17 protein-coding genes are annotated in these 18,141 nt (G+C 63.2%); 8 read left to right on the top strand and 9 right to left on the bottom strand.

All coding sequences use genetic code 11. The annotated features are described in order from the left end of the window. Window positions 1-56 precede the first annotated feature (56 nt). Window positions 57-692, bottom strand: coding sequence for a GntR family transcriptional regulator (locus DTW89_RS01210; RefSeq protein WP_114654580.1), 636 nt, complete (start codon window positions 690-692; stop codon window positions 57-59). Between the two features lie 128 nt (window positions 693-820). Here DTW89_RS01210 and scpA point away from each other — a divergent pair, with 128 nt between their 5' ends. The 8 genes from scpA (at window position 821) to bioB (ending at window position 10,156) form a co-directional block, all read left to right on the top strand. Beyond that, window positions 821-2,989, top strand: a complete 2,169-nt coding sequence (scpA, locus tag DTW89_RS01205) for a methylmalonyl-CoA mutase (RefSeq protein ID WP_114654579.1) — start codon at window positions 821-823, stop codon at window positions 2,987-2,989. Next, window positions 2,986-4,014, top strand: coding sequence for a methylmalonyl Co-A mutase-associated GTPase MeaB (gene meaB / locus DTW89_RS01200; RefSeq protein ID WP_024815143.1), 1,029 nt, complete (start codon window positions 2,986-2,988; stop codon window positions 4,012-4,014). The genes scpA and meaB overlap by 4 nt, the downstream gene beginning before the upstream one ends. A gap of 37 nt (window positions 4,015-4,051) precedes the next feature. After that, window positions 4,052-5,584 (top strand): acyl-CoA carboxylase subunit beta, encoded by a 1,533-nt coding sequence (locus DTW89_RS01195; protein WP_024815142.1) that lies wholly within the window; start codon window positions 4,052-4,054, stop codon window positions 5,582-5,584. Window positions 5,585-5,592: 8 nt separating this feature from the next. Next, the gene (locus tag DTW89_RS19225; protein ID WP_147277613.1) at window positions 5,593-5,883 is read left to right on the top strand and encodes a hypothetical protein; all 291 of its coding nucleotides are present in this window, start codon (window positions 5,593-5,595) and stop codon (window positions 5,881-5,883) included. Window positions 5,884-5,891: 8 nt separating this feature from the next. Continuing rightward, window positions 5,892-7,946: an acetyl-CoA carboxylase biotin carboxylase subunit gene (locus DTW89_RS01190; RefSeq protein WP_114654578.1), complete on the top strand. Its 2,055-nt coding sequence runs from the start codon at window positions 5,892-5,894 to the stop codon at window positions 7,944-7,946. Between the two features lie 132 nt (window positions 7,947-8,078). Further along, a complete protein-coding gene (locus DTW89_RS01185) occupies window positions 8,079-8,555 on the top strand; it encodes a VOC family protein (protein WP_024815139.1) in 477 nt (158 codons plus the stop codon). 123 nt (window positions 8,556-8,678) lie between these two features. Continuing rightward, window positions 8,679-8,873, top strand: a complete 195-nt coding sequence (locus DTW89_RS01180; protein WP_114654577.1) for a hypothetical protein — start codon at window positions 8,679-8,681, stop codon at window positions 8,871-8,873. Window positions 8,874-9,130: 257 nt separating this feature from the next. Beyond that, window positions 9,131-10,156: a biotin synthase BioB gene (bioB, locus tag DTW89_RS01175; protein WP_442858081.1), complete on the top strand. Its 1,026-nt coding sequence runs from the start codon at window positions 9,131-9,133 to the stop codon at window positions 10,154-10,156. Between the two features lie 158 nt (window positions 10,157-10,314). On the opposite strand, the gene DTW89_RS01170 is transcribed toward bioB, so the two are convergent. From DTW89_RS01170 to DTW89_RS01135, 8 genes are all read right to left on the bottom strand, one after another. Then, window positions 10,315-10,671: a carboxymuconolactone decarboxylase family protein gene (locus DTW89_RS01170; protein WP_024815137.1), complete on the bottom strand. Its 357-nt coding sequence runs from the start codon at window positions 10,669-10,671 to the stop codon at window positions 10,315-10,317. A 114-nt stretch (window positions 10,672-10,785) separates the two neighbouring features. Next, on the bottom strand, window positions 10,786-10,977 hold the full coding sequence (locus DTW89_RS01165) for a YgaP family membrane protein (protein ID WP_024815136.1): 192 nt from the start codon (window positions 10,975-10,977) through the stop codon (window positions 10,786-10,788). Window positions 10,978-11,063: 86 nt separating this feature from the next. After that, window positions 11,064-11,444 carry a rhodanese-like domain-containing protein gene (locus DTW89_RS01160; RefSeq protein WP_114654575.1) on the bottom strand — a complete coding sequence of 127 codons (381 nt, stop codon included), beginning with the start codon at window positions 11,442-11,444 and terminating at the stop codon, window positions 11,064-11,066. Between the two features lie 64 nt (window positions 11,445-11,508). Beyond that, a complete protein-coding gene (locus tag DTW89_RS01155) occupies window positions 11,509-11,808 on the bottom strand; it encodes a rhodanese-like domain-containing protein (protein ID WP_114654574.1) in 300 nt (99 codons plus the stop codon). 27 nt (window positions 11,809-11,835) lie between these two features. Beyond that, complete coding sequence (locus DTW89_RS01150) at window positions 11,836-13,209, bottom strand: TolC family protein (protein WP_236636988.1); 1,374 nt, start codon at window positions 13,207-13,209, stop codon at window positions 11,836-11,838. A gap of 14 nt (window positions 13,210-13,223) precedes the next feature. Beyond that, window positions 13,224-13,433 (bottom strand): YgaP family membrane protein, encoded by a 210-nt coding sequence (locus DTW89_RS01145; RefSeq protein ID WP_114654573.1) that lies wholly within the window; start codon window positions 13,431-13,433, stop codon window positions 13,224-13,226. 48 nt (window positions 13,434-13,481) lie between these two features. Beyond that, the gene (locus DTW89_RS01140; protein WP_114654572.1) at window positions 13,482-14,771 is read right to left on the bottom strand and encodes an NAD(P)/FAD-dependent oxidoreductase; all 1,290 of its coding nucleotides are present in this window, start codon (window positions 14,769-14,771) and stop codon (window positions 13,482-13,484) included. A gap of 48 nt (window positions 14,772-14,819) precedes the next feature. Further along, window positions 14,820-18,140 (bottom strand): efflux RND transporter permease subunit, encoded by a 3,321-nt coding sequence (locus tag DTW89_RS01135; RefSeq protein ID WP_114654571.1) that lies wholly within the window; start codon window positions 18,138-18,140, stop codon window positions 14,820-14,822. Window position 18,141: the final 1 nt, after the last annotated feature.

Here is an 18,141-nt window from a genome sequence, read left to right as displayed (position 1 = left end):
GCAGGGCCGGCGCGGCGTTCTTCGCGCCTGCTTATGTGGTGTGCCGCGCAGGCGGTTCAGGCCGCCGCTTCGAGCCCCTGCGCAAAGTGCGCTTGCATGGCGCGGGCCGTGGCGCTGGCATCGCGCGCCACCATGGCGGCCAAAATGGCACGGTGCTCGTTCAGTGAATCCTCGATGCGCCCCTGCTTGAGCAGCGAGTTGTGGCGGTTGAGCTTCATCACCTTGCGCAGGTCAGCCACCATCTGGCTGCGCCAGCGGTTGTTGGCCAGCTCCAAAAGCAGCATGTGAAAGCGCTCGTTCACGGCAAAAAAGCGGTCGCGCTCGTCGGCTGCGGCCTCCAGCTCGGCATGCAGATCCTGCAATTCTTTCAGTTGCGCCGGGGTGGCGGTGGTGGCCACCACGCCAGCGGCATCGCTCTCCAGCAGGCTGAGCAGGTGGTACACGTCGCGCAGGTCTTTTTCGCTCATTTCGGTCACGTAGGCGCCACGGCGCACCTTCATCGTGACCAGTCCCTCGGCGGCCAGCACCTTCAGCGCCTCGCGCAGGGGGGTGCGGCTGATGCCAAACTCTTCGGCGATCTTGAGCTCGTCAATCCAGCTGCCGGGCTGCAGCTCGCGGCGGAAGATGCGTTGGCGCAATTGCTCGGCAACTTCTTCGTAAAGCGCGCGGGGAGTGAGGGTGACGGCAGACATGGCCCGGATTGTAAGCTGGCTGGAATATTTTGAATCAATAATTATGAATGATGTAAACTCGCCGCCACATCGGGACCAGCCCTTGCGCCGTTTTACGCACCCACGCCATCTTCGGAGAAGCTTTCGCCATGAGTGACAAACCCCACAACAACGCCCCCGAGTTCGCTGCCGCTTCGCTAGAGGCGTGGACCAAGGCGGCCGCCAAGTCGGCCCCCGGTGGCGATGTGAACGCCCTGAACTGGGTCACGCCCGATGGCATCACCGTCAAGCCGCTGTACACCGCCGAAGACACCGCCAGCCTGCCGTACGCCAACACGCTGCCGGGTTTCGAGCCCTACCTGCGCGGCCCCCAGGCCACCATGTACGCCGTGCGGCCCTGGACGATTCGCCAATACGCGGGTTTTTCGACGGCCGAAGAATCCAATGCTTTTTACCGCAAGGCGCTGGCCGCAGGCGGGCAGGGCGTGAGTGTGGCGTTTGACCTGGCCACGCACCGCGGCTACGACAGCGACCATCCGCGTGTGACCGGCGACGTGGGCAAAGCCGGCGTGGCCATCGACAGCGTGGAGGACATGAAGATCCTGTTCGACCAGATCCCGCTCGACAAGGTGAGCGTGTCGATGACCATGAACGGTGCCGTGCTGCCTGTGCTGGCGGGCTACGTGGTGGCGGCAGAAGAGCAGGGCGTGAGCCAGGACAAGCTCAGCGGAACCATTCAGAACGACATTCTGAAAGAGTTCATGGTGCGCAACACCTACATCTACCCGCCCAAGCCCTCGATGCGCATCATCGGCGACATCATTGGCTACACGGCCAAGAACATGCCCAAGTTCAACTCGATCTCGATCTCGGGTTACCACATGCAGGAAGCCGGGGCCAACCAAGCGCTGGAACTCGCTTTCACGCTGGCCGATGGCAAGGAGTATGTGAAGACCGCCATCGCCTCGGGCCTGGACGTGGACGACTTCGCCGGGCGCCTCTCTTTCTTCTGGGCGATCGGCATGAACTTCTACCTCGAAGTGGCCAAGATGCGCGCTGCGCGCCTGCTGTGGTGCCGCATCATGAAGGAAACCGGCGCCAAGAACCCCAAGAGCCTGATGCTGCGCACCCACTGCCAGACCAGCGGCTGGAGCCTGACCGAGCAAGACCCCTACAACAACATCGTGCGCACCACCATCGAGGCCATGGCGGCGGTGTTTGGCGGCACCCAGAGCCTGCACACCAACGCGCTCGACGAAGCCATTGCGCTGCCCACCGAATTTTCATCGCGCATCGCCCGCAACACGCAGCTCATCATTCAGGAAGAAACCCACATCACCAATGTGGTGGACCCCTGGGCCGGCAGCTACATGATGGAAAAGCTGACGCAAGACATGATGGATGCCGCCTGGAAAATCATCGAAGAAGTCGAAGCCATGGGCGGCATGACGCAGGCCGTGGACAGCGGCTGGGCCAAGCTCAAGATCGAAGCCGCCGCCGCTGAAAAGCAGGCGCGCATCGACAGCGGCAAGGACGTGATCGTGGGCGTGAACAAATACAAACTGGCCAAGGAAGACCCGGTCGACATCCTGCAGATCGATAACGTGATGGTGCGCGACGGTCAGATTGCCCGTCTGGAAAAAATCAAGGCAAATCGGGATGCAGCCAAGGTGCAGCAAGCGCTGGATGCTCTCACTTCTGCAGCGGAAGACGGCAGCGGCAACCTGCTGGAGCTGTCCATCGAGGCCATGCGCCTGCGCGCCACCGTGGGCGAGGTGAGCGATGCGCTGGAAAAGGTTTACGGGCGCCACCGCGCCGATACGCAAAAGGTGACCGGTGTGTACGCTGCTGCTTATGACTCGGCCGAAGGCTGGGACAAACTCAAAGCCGAAATCAACGAATTCGCCGAAACCCAGGGCCGCCGCCCGCGCGTGATGATTGCCAAACTGGGCCAGGACGGCCACGACCGTGGCGCCAAGGTGGTGGCCACCGCGTTTGCCGACTTAGGGTTTGACGTGGACATGGGCCCGCTGTTCCAGACCCCCGAAGAATGCGCGCGCCAGGCGATTGAAAACGACGTGCACGCCGTCGGCGTGAGCACGCTGGCCGCCGGCCACAAGACGCTGGTGCCCGCCATCATCCAGTCGCTCAAGGACCAGGGCGCCGACGACATCATTGTGTTCGTCGGCGGCGTGATCCCCGCGCAGGACTACGAGCACCTGTACGAAGCAGGCGTGAAGGGCATCTACGGCCCCGGCACCCCCATTCCCGCCAGCGCCAAGGACGTGCTGGAGCAGATTCGCAAGGCAGTGGCGTGAACCCAGGCGCGTTGCTGGAGGGCATGTTGCATGGCAATGCTGCCGTGCAGCGCCGTGCCATGTCCAAAGCCATCACGCTGCTCGAATCGACCCGCGCCGATCACCGCGCGCAGGGCGACGAACTGCTCACAGCGCTGTTGCCCCACACCGGCAAATCGTTTCGTCTGGGCATCAGCGGCGTGCCCGGCGTGGGCAAGTCCACCTTTATCGAGGCGCTGGGCCTGTATCTCATCGCTCAGGGCCACCGCGTGGCCGTGCTCACCATCGACCCATCCAGCACGGTTTCGGGTGGCTCCATCCTGGGCGACAAGACGCGCATGGAGCACCTGTCCGTGCACGAAAAAGCCTACATCCGCCCGAGCCCGAGCAGCGGCACGCTGGGCGGCGTGGCAGAGAAAACGCGCGAGGCCATGCTGGTCTGCGAAGCGGCGGGCTACGACGTGGTGATTGTCGAAACCGTGGGTGTGGGCCAGAGCGAAATTGCCGTCAATGGCATGACGGACATGTTCGTGCTGCTGCAGCTTCCCAATGCGGGTGACGACCTGCAGGCCATCAAGAAAGGTGTGATGGAGATCGCCGATCTGGTGGTCATCAACAAGGCCGACCTCGACAAGAACGCCGCCACGCGCGCCGAGGCGCAGATCACATCCAGTCTGCGCATCCTGAGCCAGCACGGCAACCCTGAAAACGCCCACCACAACGAAGCCCTGTGGCACCCCAAGGTGGTGCAGATCAGCGCATTGCTGGGGCAGGGCGTGGACAGCTTCTGGGCCGCGGTCACGCAGTTTCGGCAGTTGCAAACCGCCAACGGCCGCCTGGCCACGCGGCGCGAGAAGCAGGCGCTGGCCTGGATGTGGGAGCGAATCGACGCGGGCCTCAAGCTCGCATTTCGCCAGCACCCCCGGGTCGTACAGCTGCTCCCCCAGATGCAGGCCGATGTGGCGGCGGGGCGCATCGCGGCATCCACTGCGGCAAGAAATCTGCTGCTAGCGCACGCCCATCAAGCGCAAGCAGCTATCAAATAGATAGTAAGCAATAAACCGAATTCACCAAAGGACGACCATGCAAGACATCCTGGATCAACTGGAGAAAAAGCGTGCGCTGGCACGACTGGGCGGCGGGCAAAAGCGCATTGACGCGCAGCACGCCAAGGGCAAGCTCACGGCGCGCGAGCGCATTGAGCTGCTGCTGGACGACGGCACGTTCGAGGAATGGGACATGTTCGTCGAGCACCGCTGCACCGACTTTGGCATGGAAGCCAACAAGATCCCCGGCGATGGTGTGGTTACGGGCTACGGCATGATCAACGGCCGCTTGGTGTTTGTGTTCAGCCAGGACTTCACCGTGTTTGGCGGTGCGCTGTCTGAAACCCATGCCGAGAAAATCTGCAAGGTGATGGACCAAGCCATGAAGGTGGGCGCACCCGTCATCGGCCTCAACGACTCGGGCGGCGCGCGCATCCAGGAGGGCGTGGCCAGCCTGGGTGGCTATGCCGACGTGTTCCAGAAAAACGTGCTGGCCAGCGGCGTGATTCCGCAGATCAGCATGATCATGGGCCCGAGCGCCGGTGGCGCCGTGTATTCGCCCGCCATGACCGACTTCATCTTCATGGTCAAGGATTCGAGCTACATGTTCGTCACCGGCCCCGAAGTGGTCAAAACCGTGACGCATGAAGAGGTGACCGCCGAGGAACTGGGCGGCGCCATCACCCACACCACCAAGAGCGGCGTGGCGGACCTGGCGTTCGAAAACGACGTGGAGGCGCTGATGATGCTGCGCCGCCTGTACAACTACCTGCCGCTGAACAACCGCGAAAAAGCGCCCGTGCGCCCAAGCAACGACCCGGCCGACCGCGCCGACCTGTCGCTCGACACCCTGGTGCCCGACAACGCCAACAAGCCCTACGACATGAAGGAGCTGATCCTCAAGACGGTGGACGATGGCGACTTTTTTGAGCTGCAGCCCGAATACGCCAAGAACATCCTCATCGGCTTTGCCCGCATGGAAGGCCAGACCGTGGGCATCGTCGCCAACCAGCCGCTGGTGCTGGCGGGCTGCCTGGACATCAAGTCGAGCATCAAGGCCGCGCGTTTTGTGCGCTTTTGCGATGCGTTCAACATCCCGGTGGTCACGTTTGTGGACGTGCCCGGCTTCATGCCAGGTACTTCTCAAGAGTACGGCGGCATCATCAAGCACGGCGCCAAGCTGCTCTACGCATACGCCGAGTGCACCGTGCCCAAGATCACCGTCATCACCCGCAAGGCTTACGGCGGCGCGTACGACGTGATGAGCTCCAAGCACCTGCGCGGCGACGTGAACCTGGCCTGGCCCAACGCCGAAATCGCCGTGATGGGCGCCAAGGGCGCGGTGGAAATCATCTTCCGCGAAGACAAGAACGACCCCGTCAAGCTCGCCGCCCGCGAGGCCGAATACAAAGAGCGTTTCGCCAACCCGTTTGTGGCAGGTGCCCGTGGCTTTATCGACGACGTGATCCTGCCGCACGAGACACGCAAGCGGATCTGCCGGTCGCTGGTGATGCTGCGCGACAAGAAGTTGGAAAACCCATGGCGCAAGCACGGGAACATTCCGCTGTGAGTGCATCCATGAATCCAGTACGCGTGGACCTGCAAAAGCTCTTTGATCAGTACGCGGAAATTACTGGGCCAGCTGATCAACAGAAGTATGACGATCTGGAAAATTTCACAGACCGCCTGAAAGACATCTTGCTGGGTAATGCGTTCTTCAAAGACGCTGAATCTCTCGAACTCGCACTAAAGGAAGTGCGCTTGCACGCGGAGATCTGTGTGGCAAACGCACCCAATCAAGCGTCAGGTAACTGTTCTCGGCATGGTGCGCATACCGGGACTCGTTGTATGAAATGCGGAAAGATTTGAGGCTAAAAATGTTCACAAAAATCCTGATCGCCAATCGTGGCGAAATCGCGTGCCGAGTGATTGCAACGGCAAAGAAGATGGGCATCGCCACCGTCGCCGTCTACTCCGACGCCGACAAGGAAGCCCGCCACGTCAAGCTGGCCGATGAGGCCGTGCACATTGGCGCCGCGCCCAGCCGCGAGTCGTACCTGCTGGCCGACAAGATCATTGCCGCCTGCAAGCAGACGGGCGCACAGGCCGTGCACCCAGGCTATGGCTTCCTCTCTGAAAACGAAGCCTTTGCCAAGCGCTGCGAAGACGAAGGCATTGCCTTCATCGGCCCCAAGGCGCATTCGATTGCGGCCATGGGCGACAAGATCGCATCGAAGAAGCTGGCCAACGAGGCCAAGGTCAACACGATTCCTGGCTACAACGACGCGATTGCCGGCCCCGAGCAGGCAGTGGAAATTGCCAAGGGCATTGGCTACCCCGTGATGATCAAGGCCTCGGCCGGCGGTGGTGGCAAGGGCCTGCGCGTGGCCTACAACGACAAGGAAGCGTTTGAAGGCTTTGCCAGTTGCCAAAACGAAGCCCGCAACAGCTTTGGCGATGACCGCATCTTCATCGAAAAATTCGTGCAGGAGCCGCGCCACATCGAGATCCAGGTACTGGGCGACAGCCACGGCAACGTGATCTATCTGAACGAGCGCGAATGCTCTATCCAGCGCCGCCACCAGAAGGTGATCGAAGAGGCGCCATCGCCCTTCATCTCTGATGCCACCCGCAAGGCCATGGGCGAGCAGGCCGTGCAGCTGGCCAAGGCCGTGAAGTATCAGAGCGCTGGCACGGTGGAGTTTGTGGTCGGCAAGGACCAGGACTTTTACTTTCTGGAGATGAACACGCGCCTGCAGGTGGAACACCCGGTGACCGAATGCATCACAGGCCTGGACCTGGTGGAGCTGATGATCCGCGTGGCGGCGGGCGAGGCGCTGCCGCTTACGCAAGCCGATGTGAAGCGCGACGGCTGGGCCATCGAGTGCCGCATCAATGCCGAAGACCCTTTTCGCAACTTTTTGCCGTCCACGGGCCGGTTGGTGCGCTTTCAGCCGCCGGAGGAATCCATGTTCCAGTCGGACACCAGCAAGAAGCTGGGCGTGCGCGTGGACACGGGTGTGTACGAGGGCGGCGAGATCCCCATGTATTACGACTCGATGATCGCCAAGCTCATCGTGCACGGCACCGACCGCAACGACGCCATCACCAAGATGCGTGCCGCGCTCAACGGCTTTGTGATTCGCGGCATCAGCAGCAACATCCCGTTCCAGGCCGCGCTGCTGGCGCACCCCCGTTTTGTGACGGGCGATTTCAATACCGGTTTTATTGCCGAAAACTACAGCAAGGGTTTTGCGGCCGAAGACGTGCCGCACGACGATCCGCTGTTCCTGGTGGCGCTGGCCGCCTACATGAACCGCCGTTACCGCGCCCGCGCCTCGGGCATCAGCGGCCAGCTGGCCGGGCACGAGGTGAAGGTGGGTGAAGAGTTTGTGGTGATCGTCCTTGGCGCCGAAGGCCAGAACCAGCAGCACGAAGTCACGGTGACGGACTTCGAAATAGATGGCAAATCGCTCTCCAGCGCAGTATCGGTGGGCGGCAAAAACTATCAGATCAGTAGCACGGCCACGCTGGGGCAGATTCGCGTGCAGGGCGCTTGCAATGGCCAGGGCTTCACGGCCCAGGTCGAGCGCGGTGTGGGCAAGAACCCGCTGGCGCTGCGCATTGCGCACAACGGCACGCAGATCGACGCGCTGGTGCTGTCGCCGCTGGGCGCACGGCTGCACAAGCTGATGCCGTTCAAGGCACCACCAGACCTTTCCAGGTTTTTGCTGTCGCCCATGCCCGGCCTGCTGGTCGATGTAGCGGTGCAGCCCGGCCAGAAGGTGCAGGCGGGTGAAAAGCTGGCCGTGATCGAGGCCATGAAGATGGAAAACATCCTCTTTGCTGCGCAAGACGGCGTGGTGGGCAAGATCGTGGCGGGCAAGGGCGAATCGCTGGCGGTGGATCAGGTGATCCTGGAATTCCAGTGATCCCTGCCGAAATCCAACCCGAGGGGGCTTGCCCCCTTTTTTATGAGTGTTTTTGGCCTCTAGCGCTTATGCAGTAAGCGCGAGTAGCTATTGAAATAGAAGTAAAAACGCTTCAGCCACTGGAGAATTTCCATGACAAACAACACCGTGCAACGCCCTTTCAGGGTGCTGGGCATCCAGCAGGTGGCCATTGGCGGCACCAACAAACAGCGCATGAAAGCCCTGTGGGTGGACATGCTGGGCCTGGAACAGACCGGCACTTTCAAAAGCGAACGCGAGAACGTCGATGAAGACATCCTGGCCATGGGGCAGGGCGCCTTCAAGGTCGAGGTGGACATCATGCAGCCACTGGACATCGATAAAAAGCCTGCGGTGCACACCACGCCGCTCAACCACATCGGCCTGTGGATCGACGACCTGGCCGCCGCCGTCGAGTGGCTCACCGCGCAGGGCGTGCGCTTTGCGCCCGGTGGCATCCGCAAGGGCGCGGCGGGTTTTGACATCTGCTTTCTGCACCCCAAGAGCAACGACGAGTTCCCGATTGCGGGCGAGGGCGTGCTGATCGAGCTGGTGCAAGCGCCCCCGGATGTGATCGCCGCGCTCGGCTGAGGCGTTGGCCCTGCTGAACACGGCGCCAGGTCGCATTGTGGTGCCCACAAATCACGCGGCTGAAGCAAACCTTTCGGCACATCAATGCTGGCTCTGTGAAATCCCTTTGGACGGACAGGAAAAATGGAACGACGACACGAAACAGACCGGCGCAGCGGTCAAGACAGAAGGCAGCAAGAGCAAGGCCCGCCGACGAGTTTTGAGCAGCGCCGCACCATTGAGGCCCGCCAGCCCGAATTGACGGAGCTGGAATTGAGTGATGAAGAGTTGAAGGCGTTGGGATTCACTCCACCCACCCAACCCATCCAACCCACGTAGCACCGTTTACCCCCGTCAAAATGATGTGGTGGCACTTGTAAGGCGCGATCCGCAGCCTTTTTAACCACCATGAAAACACCGCTCCTGCGCATCGCCTTCGTGCGGTGCGGTCGGGAATTGGTCTGTTTCACCTGATATAAACCGCATCGAATGCTCGCAATGGGGCTTTTTTTTCCCCGTTACGCACTCGCTGCCCCCCACCTCAAAGGCCCTTCATGTCCTCTACCGCCACCCCATCCTCCAGCCAGCCCCTGCAAATGCATCGCCGCGTGGCGCCCTCTGCGGCCCAGGGCCCGTGGACGGTTGATGCCATTCAGGCGCTGCTCGACAAGCCCTTTCTGGACTTGCTGTTCGAGGCGCAGACCGTGCACCGCCAGCACTGGCCCGCGGGCGATATCGAGCTGGCCACGCTGCTGTCGGTCAAAACCGGCGGCTGCCCCGAAAATTGTGGCTACTGCCCGCAGTCTGCCGAGTTCGACACCGGCGTGAAGGCCGAGAAGCTGATGGAAGTGGACGAAGTGGTGCGCGCTGCGCAAGCCGCCAAAGACGCCGGCGCCACCCGCTTTTGCATGGGCGCCGCCTGGCGCGCCCCCAAGGACCGTGACATCGAAAAGGTCAGCGCCCTGATTGGCGCCGTGAAAGGCCTGGGCCTGCAGACCTGCGCCACGTTGGGCATGCTCGAATCGCACCAGGCGCAGGCGCTCAAGGATGCGGGGCTCGACTATTACAACCACAACCTCGATACCGCCCCCGAGTACTACACCGACGTGGTCAGCACCCGCGCCTACCAGGACCGATTGAACACCCTGCAGCATGTGCGCAGCGCAGGCATCAGCGTGTGCTGCGGAGGCATTGTTGGCATGGGCGAGGCGCCCGTGCACCGCGCGGGCCTGATCGCCCAGCTGGCCAACCTGCAGCCCTACCCGGAATCGGTGCCCATCAACAGCCTGGTGCGCGTGCCCGGCACCCCGCTGGCCGACAGCGAACCGGTCGATCCGCTGGACTTTGTGCGCGTGATCGCGGTGGCCCGCATCACCATGCCCAAGGCCCGCGTGCGCCTGTCGGCAGGCCGCCAGCAGTTGGGTGATGCGGTGCAGGCGCTGTGCTTCATGGCCGGGGCCAACTCGATTTTTTATGGCGATAAATTGCTGGTGACCGGCAACCCCGATGTGGAAGCCGATGTGCAACTGCTGGCCAAACTGGGCCTGAGCGGCCACCGCATTACTACCACCGAGGCAGATGACCTGCAGGCGCTGTCGCAACCTCAGGGGGCGTGCGCCTGAGCCCGGTGTACCGCATGCGCACAGAAGGGTGAGTGCGATGGATAGTTGCTATTAAAAAAATAGCTGCTTGCCCTTTATCCATAAGCGCTAGCAGCTATTTTTGTATAAATCCGCAAAAACGTGCCTTTGCCCTTTGAATAGGCAGTTTGGGCTTGAGCTCAGGCGGTGTGGGCTTCGGCCATGGTGTCCCAGGCCTTGAGGGCTTCGGCGGCGTACATCAACGATGGCCCGCCGCCCATGTAGACGCTCACGGCCAGCATCTCTTCGAGTTCGGCGCGTGTGGCGCCCAGTTTCAGCAGTGCCTTGACGTGAAAGCCGATGCACCCCGAGCAGTGCTGGCTTACGCCAATGGCCAGGGCGATCAGCTCTTTGTGCTTGGCGCTGATCGCGCCCTCGGCCATGGAGGCCTGGGCGAGTTGGGCAAACCCGCGCATGGCGTCAGGCTGGGCCTTGCGGAAGGTGGCCAGGCTTTCATTGATGTTGTGTATCAGACCTGCATGGTCAAAGGTACTCATGACTGAAATTCCATGAAATAGGGAGTCAAAACAGGCGGGTCGAAAAAATCACTTTCGGGGCCGCTGGCTGGCGCGGCCCCATCCGCCGCTCTCGCGCGGCCAGGGCTGCGTCAGTTATCGCTTCAGGGGGCAGGTGTTGATGCCCAGCAGCGTGTAGGCGGGGCAAAAGCGGAACAGGCCGGTGGCCAAAGGCACCACGCCCAGCCAGCCCCACCAGCCCACGGTGCCGGTGGCAGCCAGTGCGATCAGTACCAGTCCGGCCACGATGCGCAAGACACGATCAATGGTTCCAACGTTGATTTTCATGATTTTTCCTTTGCTTTGGGACTTTGCAGCCCTTGAGCGGACTGCTTTGCGAAAAGGCAGAGCGGCCCGCAAGCCGCTTCACCTGGTTACTCGAACGAAGGCGTCACGGGTTTGACCACAGGCTTGCCGGCGGCCACCCAGGCATCAAAACCACCGGCAATCGACTGCACCTGCAGATAGCCCATGTCCTGCATGGCACACGCGGCCAGCGCGGCGCGGCCACTGGTTTTGCAATACACAACCACCTTCAGGTCGCGCGACGTCAGTGCCGGTGTACTGCTGAGCTTGAACTCCAGCAGGCCGCGCGACGCATGGATGGCGCCGGGCAGGTGTCCTGCCTGGTATTCGTCGGCCTCGCGCACGTCGATCAGCACGTCGGCTTCGCGGATGGCCTGCTCGGCCTGGTCCACTGGGATTTCCTGGACACGGGTTTTTGCAGCGGTGACCAGGTCGTGGGCGGTTTTCATGCGGTTCCTTGTGGGGGTGTTTGGAAATGGAGGGAAGGGAAAGCGGGCAGGGTGGTGGGGCGCCTCAGCCACGGCGAATGGGTCGCTGCAGCTGCAGCGCCACGCTGCCCACCGAGCCGCCGTTGGCCACCTGCTGGTAGCCCTGCTGCCGCAACCACTGCGCCGCCATGCCCGAGCGTGCACCCGACAGGCAGCACAACACAAGGGGCGTGGCCTTGTCGGGCAAGACCTGCGCGCAATCGGTGCCCAGGCGGTCGAGCGGCAGGTTGATGGCGCCGTCCACATGGCCGGCTTCAAATTCGCCGGGCGAGCGCACATCGACCACCAGGGGCGTGGCAGGCTGTGGGAAGGTGGTGGTTTCCATGGTGTCTTTGGGGAGAGATGGGTGGGGTTACTTTGCGGCCGGGGCATCCACGGTGGCGGCGTGCAACGCGCGCTCGTCCAGCTGCCCCGTCAGGGCCAGCAGGCGCAGGCGCTCGAGCGTGAGGGATGTGCGCAGCTGCGCCATGGCCAGCTCGGCTGCGGCTGCATCGTTTTGCGCGTTGAGCAGGTCCAGCGTGGTGCGGTCGCCTACCTGGCGGCCGAGCTGGGTTGCGTCCAGGCGGGCCTGGCTGGCGCGCAGGGCGGCGTCTTGTGCCTCGGTGCGTGCCGTGCCCGCCTGCAGGCGCAGCCACGCGGCGCGTGTTTGCTGCGCCACCTGCTGGCGTGCGCGGTCGAGTTCTGCTTCGGCCTTGGCTTGCAGGTGCAGCAGCTCTTGCTGGCGCGCGCTGCGCTGGCCACCGGTGTAAAGCGGCACGGTGATCTGCACGCCCACCAGGTGTTGCTGGGCGGTGTTGCTGCCATGGCCGTAGCGGCCCGAGCCGCTCAGGTGCTCGCGGCTTGCCTGTGCGACCAGGTCCACGGTGGTGCCTGCGCCGCGGGCATATTGGGCGACATCCTGGCGCGCCACCTCGACGGCCAGGGTTTGCTGGCGCAGGCCAGGGTTGGCTGCTGCCGCCTGGTCCAGCCACTGGGGCAGGGCAGGCAGGGCGGGGGAGGCCAGCAAAGCCGGTGCCGGCGCCACCTGCAGCGCGTCGACCGACCAGCCGGTGGTGTCCGCCAGGGCGCGCTGGGCGATCTGCAAATCCACCTCGGCTGCAAGCACCTGCGCATCGATGCCACGGGCGCGCGCAGCGGCTTCGTGGGTGTCGGTGACGGGAGCATCTCCTAGTTCAAAGCGGTCTTGCGCCTCCACCAGTGCCTTGTTGACGGCCGTTTGCTGGCGCTGCAGCAGGCGCAGTGCGTCCTGCGCCAGCGCCACGGCAAAGTAGCGCTCGGCGGTTTGCAGCATGAGGGCCTGTTCGGCTGCCTGCCACTGCACATCGGCCAGATCGGCAGACAGCGTGAGCTTGCGGCCCTGCGCCGTGCGTTCGGGGCTGTAGATGGGCATGCGGGCACCAATGCTCCAGCGCGCCCCCGGGCCGTTGTCCACCGACGTGTTGAACGCCACATCTGACGAGGTGCCCATTGCGGGCGCAGAGAACGACGCCCCGGCGGTCGATGTTCTGGAGCCCATGGCACCCCCCGCCGCCGTGGCAGCCACCGTGGGGCGCCACAGCGCGCTGGCCTGATCCCGCCGCGCCTGGCCCGCCTGCAGCGCAGACTGCGCCACGGCCATGTCGGGGTCATGCTGGCGTGCAGCCTGCCAGGCCTGCAGCAGGTCGGCCGCGTGGGCGCCCGTGAGGCCCAGCGCCAGCAAAGCGGCCCACAGCGGCTTCATGCGCATGGTGTGACCTCCGCTCAATTGCCTGCCGCCGCGCCCAGCTTGCGCATGATGGTTTCCATCAAGCACCACCGGGTGAAGCCGCTTTGCAGCAGATTGACGCCCACAAAGGCGGTAAACCACAGCCAGTTGGCGTTGTGAAAGATGGGGCTGCCCGCTACGCCCAGGGCCAGCGACAGCAGGATGAAGAAGCCGCCGATGATGCGAACGAGTTGCCAAGAGGTCATTGTGAATCTCCGAAGTTGAAGGATGGAAAAAACAAAAGGGTTGCAGGTTTACTTGGGGCCGGAGGGCTCTTGCAGGCGCGCGATGCCCAGGATCTTGAGCACATATTTCTCGTAGATCGGGTCGGTATTGCCAGACTTGATCTTGCCGAGGAAATATTTCTCGAATGCGATCTTGCCCAGGTGCACCCATTTGCCCTTCTTGAACCAGTTGACGTTGCGCGGCGGAATCTGCGGCAGCGCAACAAAGGCTGCGCCGGTGTCGCCCATGTCGGCCAGGCAGATCGCATTCCAGGTGGCGGTGGCGGTGGCGGGGTGGCCTTCCAGGTCGGCCGCGATGTTGTGCACGATGGCCGACACCATGGTTTCGATCATGTAGCCGGTCTTGGGTGCGCCGGTGGGCACGGGCGTCACCTCCACGGGCGGAATGGCCACGCACACGCCCGCTGCAAAGATGTTGGGGTAGGCCTTGCTGCGCTGGTGCTCGTCGATCAGCACAAAGCCGCGCGGGTTGCACAGGTTGGGCACGGCGGCCACGGCGGCCACGCCCTTGAAAGCGGGCAGCATCATAGAGAGCTTGAATGGCAACTCGTGCTGCTTGATCAGGTTGCCCTGTTCGTCGAGCTGGTCCACCATCATCTTGCCGTCTTCCACGCGCGTGGTGCGGGCGTTGGTGATCCACTTGATGTCCTGGCCGCGCAATTCGCTCTCGAGCATGCTCTTACTGTCGCCCACGCCACCCAGGCCGAGGTGGCCGATGTAGGGCTCGCTGGTGACATAGGTGAGGGGCACCTTGTGGCGCAGCTTGCGCTTGCGCAGGTCGGCCGAAACGATAAAGGCAAACTCATACGCCGGGCCAAAGCAGCTGGCGCCGGGCATGGCGCCAATCACCATCGGCCCGGGGTTTTCAAGGTACTTCTCGTAGTCTGCCCAGAAGCCCAGGGCATGGTCCACCGTGCAGATGGAGTGCGTGTGGCCGTCGATGGGGCCTGCGCCAGGCACTTCCTCGAATGCAAGGCGCGGGCCGGTGGTGATGACCAGATAGTCGTAAGGCACGGTCTGACCGTTGGCCAGCGTGACGCTGTTACCGGTGGCGTCGATGGTCTGGACAGCGCTGGCAATGAAATCAATGCCCTTGCGCTGCAGCAGCGGGCCGATTTGCAGCACGATATCGTCGCGTTTTCGCCAGCCCACCGCGATCCAGGGATTCGAGGGCACGAACTGGAAGTAGTCCACCGCGCTGATCACGGTGACGCGATGTTGCGTGGACAGCTTGCCGCGCAACTCGTAGGCTGCGGGCATGCCGCCAATGCCTGCTCCGATAACGACGATATGGGCCATGGTTTGTCTCCTGTGGTGCCTTGTTGAAAATCAGTGCATATCAGTGAGTCAGTGCGGCGCAGCCTCTGTCGGGCCACTATTGCCGTCGGGTGAAATGGATTGCCCGGAAACGGACTGGCCGCTGGCAGGGTGCCGGTGCTGCTTGCGGTAGGCCGCGTAATACAGCGTAGGGATGACCACCAGCGTGAGCACGGTGGAGACAAAGATGCCGAAAATCAGCGAAATGGCCAGGCCATTGAAGATCGGGTCATCGAGGATGAAGAACGCACCAATCATGGCCGCCAGCCCCGTCAGCACAATGGGCTGGGCGCGGGTAATGGCCGAGTGCACGATGGCGTCTTTGAGCGGAGTGCCTTCACGCACCTGCAAATTGATGAAGTCGACCAGCAGGATGGAGTTGCGCACGATGATGCCGGCCAGCGCGATCATGCCGATCATGCTGGTGGCCGTGTACTGCGCGCCCAGCAAGGCGTGGCCTGGCATCACGCCAATGATGGTCAGCGGGATAGGCGCCATGATGATCAGCGGCGTGAGGTAGCTGCCGAACTGCGCCACCACCAGCAGGTAGATGAGGATCAGGCCCACGGCGTAGGCGGCGCCCATGTCGCGGAAGGTCTCAAAGGTGATCTGCCACTCGCCGTCCCACTTGATGGCGTAGTCGCGCAGCGCATCCGAGGGCTGGCGCACAAAATATTCCACCAGCGGGCCGCCACCCGGGGTCTCGATCTGCGCGATGGCGCTGCGCATCTGGAACATGCCGTACAGCGGGCTGTCCACCTTGCCGGCCATGTCGGCCACCACAAAGTTCACCGGCAGAAGGTCTTTGTGATAGATGGGCTGCTCGCGCACGGTGTCGCTTACCGTGACCAGCTCACTGATGGGCACCTGCTTGCCCGACGCGCCGCGCACGGTCAGCTGCAGCAGCGCGGCCAGATCGCCATGGCTTTCTTCGGGCAACTGCAGCACCACGGGGGCGGGGTATTTGCTGGCGTCGTGCAGATAGGTGGCGGCTTCGCCGGCCAAGCCAGCACGCAGCGTGCCCACAATGGCCTGCTGGGGTATGCCCAGCAGCGCGGCCTTGCGCCGGTCGATCAGCAAAAGCTTGCGCGGCGCGCTGGCAATGCTGCTGTCATCCACGTCCACCAGACCGGCGGTCTGGCTGAACACTGCACGCACGGCCTTGGCCATCTGGCGCCGACCTTCGGCTTCGGGGCCATAGATTTCGGCCACGATGGGCGACAGCACCGGCGGCCCTGGTGGCACTTCAACCACCTTCACATTGGCACCCATGCGCTGCCCGATCTGCTGCAGGGCAGGGCGCACCCGTGTGGCAATGGCGTGGCTCTGGTCCTTGCGGTGCGATTTGTCCACCAGGTTCACCTGGATGTCGCCCACATCGCCCCCGGCGCGCAGGTAGTACTGGCGCACCAATCCGTTGAAATTGATGGGTGCCGCCGTGCCTGCGTAAGCCTGGTAATCGGTGACCTCAGGCACGGTGGCCAGATAGGAGCCCAGCTCGTGCAGCACCGCAGCCGTTTGTTCTACCGGGGTGCCTGCAGGCATGTCCACCACCACCTGGAACTCGGACTTGTTGTCAAACGGCAGCATCTTGAGCAGCACCAGCCCTGTGGCGGGCAGGGCCACCGACAGCGCAATCAGTACCGCCACGCCCAGTCCCAGCAACCGGCGGTTGCGGGGGCCGCGCTGGTCGTCGAGCAAGGGCGTGAAGATGCGGGTGAAAAGGGGGGTGATGCGGGCCGCCATGCCTGAGGGTGCAGCGGGGGCGTGGCCTGCGCTGCCGCCTTGTGCAGGGTGCGCCTTCATCCACAAACGCGCCAGCCAGGGCGTGACCACGAAGGCGATGGCCAGCGACAGCAGCATGCCCATGCTGGCGTTGATGGGGATCGGGCTCATGTAGGGGCCCATCAGGCCCGACACAAACGCCATGGGCAGCAGCGCGGCAATCACCGTGAACGTGGCCAGGATGGTGGGGCCGCCCACTTCGTCCACCGCGCCCGGAATGATCTGCGCGAGTGTCTTGCCCGGAAAGAGCTGCTGGTGCCGGTGAATGTTTTCAACCACCACGATGGCATCGTCCACCAGGATGCCGATGGAGAAAATCAGCGCGAACAGCGACACCCGGTTGAGAGTGAAACCCCAGGCCCACGAGGCAAACAGCGTCACGGTGAGCGTCAGCACCACGGCCGTGCCCACAATGGCGGCCTCGCGCCGGCCCAGCGCAATGAACACCAGCGCCACCACCGAAGCCGTGGCAAACAACAGTTTCTGGATGAGCTTTTGGGCCTTGTCGTTGGCCGTGGCGCCGTAGTTGCGCGTCTCGGCCACTTCAACGCCATCCGGAATGACGGTGTTGCGCAGCTGCTCCACCCGCTGCATGACGGCGTTGGCCACGTCGATGGCGTTCTCGCCCGGCTTCTTGGTGACCAGTAAGGTGACAGCGGGGTATTCGCCGCCACCGTTGGCCTCGGCCTTGCCGTGCCACACGTAGCGGCTGGGGGGCAAGGGGCCATCGTTGACTTCGGCCACGTCTTTCAGAAACAGGGGTTTGCCGCCACGTACCCCCACCATCAGCTCGGCAACGTCGCTGGCCTGCATGAGAAACGGGCCTGCCTCTACGGCCACCGCCTGGTTGCCGCTGATGAGTTCACCCACGGGCATGCCCATGTTGGCGGACTGCAGCGCGCTGCGCAGATCCTGCACGGTGGTGCCGGTGCTGGCCATGCGCGCCGGGTCCAGGCGCACCATGACGGCCCGGCCCGGGCCGCCCACCGTTTGCACTTCGCGCGTGCCGGCCACCCGCTTGATTTCAGCTTCCATGCTGTGGGCCACGCGCTCCAGCGCAAAAGCGCCGGTGTCTGCGTTTTTGCTGAAAAGTGTGAGGGTGACGATGGGAACATCGTCAATGCCCTTGGGTTTGATGATGGGCTCCAGCACCCCCAGATCGCGCGGTAGCCAGTCGGTGTTGCTCCGCAAGGTGTCATGCAGCCGCACCAGAGCTTCGGTGCGTTCAACGCCCACCTTGAACTGCACCGTAAGAACCGCCACGCCCGGGCGCGAAACCGACATCACATGTTCGGTGCCCGCCATTTGCGAGAGCACCTGCTCGGCCGGGGTGGCCACCATCTGCTCCACATCGGTCACCGAGGCGCCCGGGAATGGAATCAGCACATTGGCCATGGTCACGTTGATCTGCGGCTCTTCCTCGCGCGGCGTCACCATCACGGCAAACACGCCCAGCAAAAACGCCACCAGCGCCAGCAACGGCGTGATCTGCGCGCTCTGGAACAAGGCCGCAATGCGGCCCGAAATGCCCAGGGCCTGCGGTGTGGGGTTGTTCATGTCGTCCATC

It is taken from the genome of Acidovorax sp. BoFeN1, assembly GCF_003345135.1.
GTDB lineage: Bacteria > Pseudomonadota > Gammaproteobacteria > Burkholderiales > Burkholderiaceae_C > Acidovorax > Acidovorax defluvii.
Note: the sequence above shows the minus strand (reverse complement) of the source record. Positions and strands in the feature narration are given on the sequence as shown.

Coding starts and splice junctions, on each gene's coding strand:
- DTW89_RS01150 (WP_236636988.1), bottom strand. CDS start 13,209: ATGCGCATGAAGCCGCTGTGGGCCGCTTTGCTGGCGCTGGGCCTCACG.
- DTW89_RS01180 (WP_114654577.1), top strand. CDS start 8,679: ATGGAACGACGACACGAAACAGACCGGCGCAGCGGTCAAGACAGAAGG.
- DTW89_RS01165 (WP_024815136.1), bottom strand. CDS start 10,977: ATGAAAATCAACGTTGGAACCATTGATCGTGTCTTGCGCATCGTGGCC.
- DTW89_RS01160 (WP_114654575.1), bottom strand. CDS start 11,444: ATGAAAACCGCCCACGACCTGGTCACCGCTGCAAAAACCCGTGTCCAG.
- DTW89_RS01185 (WP_024815139.1), top strand. CDS start 8,079: ATGACAAACAACACCGTGCAACGCCCTTTCAGGGTGCTGGGCATCCAG.
- DTW89_RS01145 (WP_114654573.1), bottom strand. CDS start 13,433: ATGACCTCTTGGCAACTCGTTCGCATCATCGGCGGCTTCTTCATCCTG.
- DTW89_RS01190 (WP_114654578.1), top strand. CDS start 5,892: ATGTTCACAAAAATCCTGATCGCCAATCGTGGCGAAATCGCGTGCCGA.
- DTW89_RS01170 (WP_024815137.1), bottom strand. CDS start 10,671: ATGAGTACCTTTGACCATGCAGGTCTGATACACAACATCAATGAAAGC.
- bioB (WP_442858081.1), top strand. CDS start 9,131: ATGCATCGCCGCGTGGCGCCCTCTGCGGCCCAGGGCCCGTGGACGGTT.
- DTW89_RS01135 (WP_114654571.1), bottom strand. CDS start 18,140: ATGGACGACATGAACAACCCCACACCGCAGGCCCTGGGCATTTCGGGC.
- DTW89_RS19225 (WP_147277613.1), top strand. CDS start 5,593: ATGAATCCAGTACGCGTGGACCTGCAAAAGCTCTTTGATCAGTACGCG.
- DTW89_RS01195 (WP_024815142.1), top strand. CDS start 4,052: ATGCAAGACATCCTGGATCAACTGGAGAAAAAGCGTGCGCTGGCACGA.
- DTW89_RS01210 (WP_114654580.1), bottom strand. CDS start 692: ATGTCTGCCGTCACCCTCACTCCCCGCGCGCTTTACGAAGAAGTTGCC.
- scpA (WP_114654579.1), top strand. CDS start 821: ATGAGTGACAAACCCCACAACAACGCCCCCGAGTTCGCTGCCGCTTCG.
- DTW89_RS01140 (WP_114654572.1), bottom strand. CDS start 14,771: ATGGCCCATATCGTCGTTATCGGAGCAGGCATTGGCGGCATGCCCGCA.
- DTW89_RS01155 (WP_114654574.1), bottom strand. CDS start 11,808: ATGGAAACCACCACCTTCCCACAGCCTGCCACGCCCCTGGTGGTCGAT.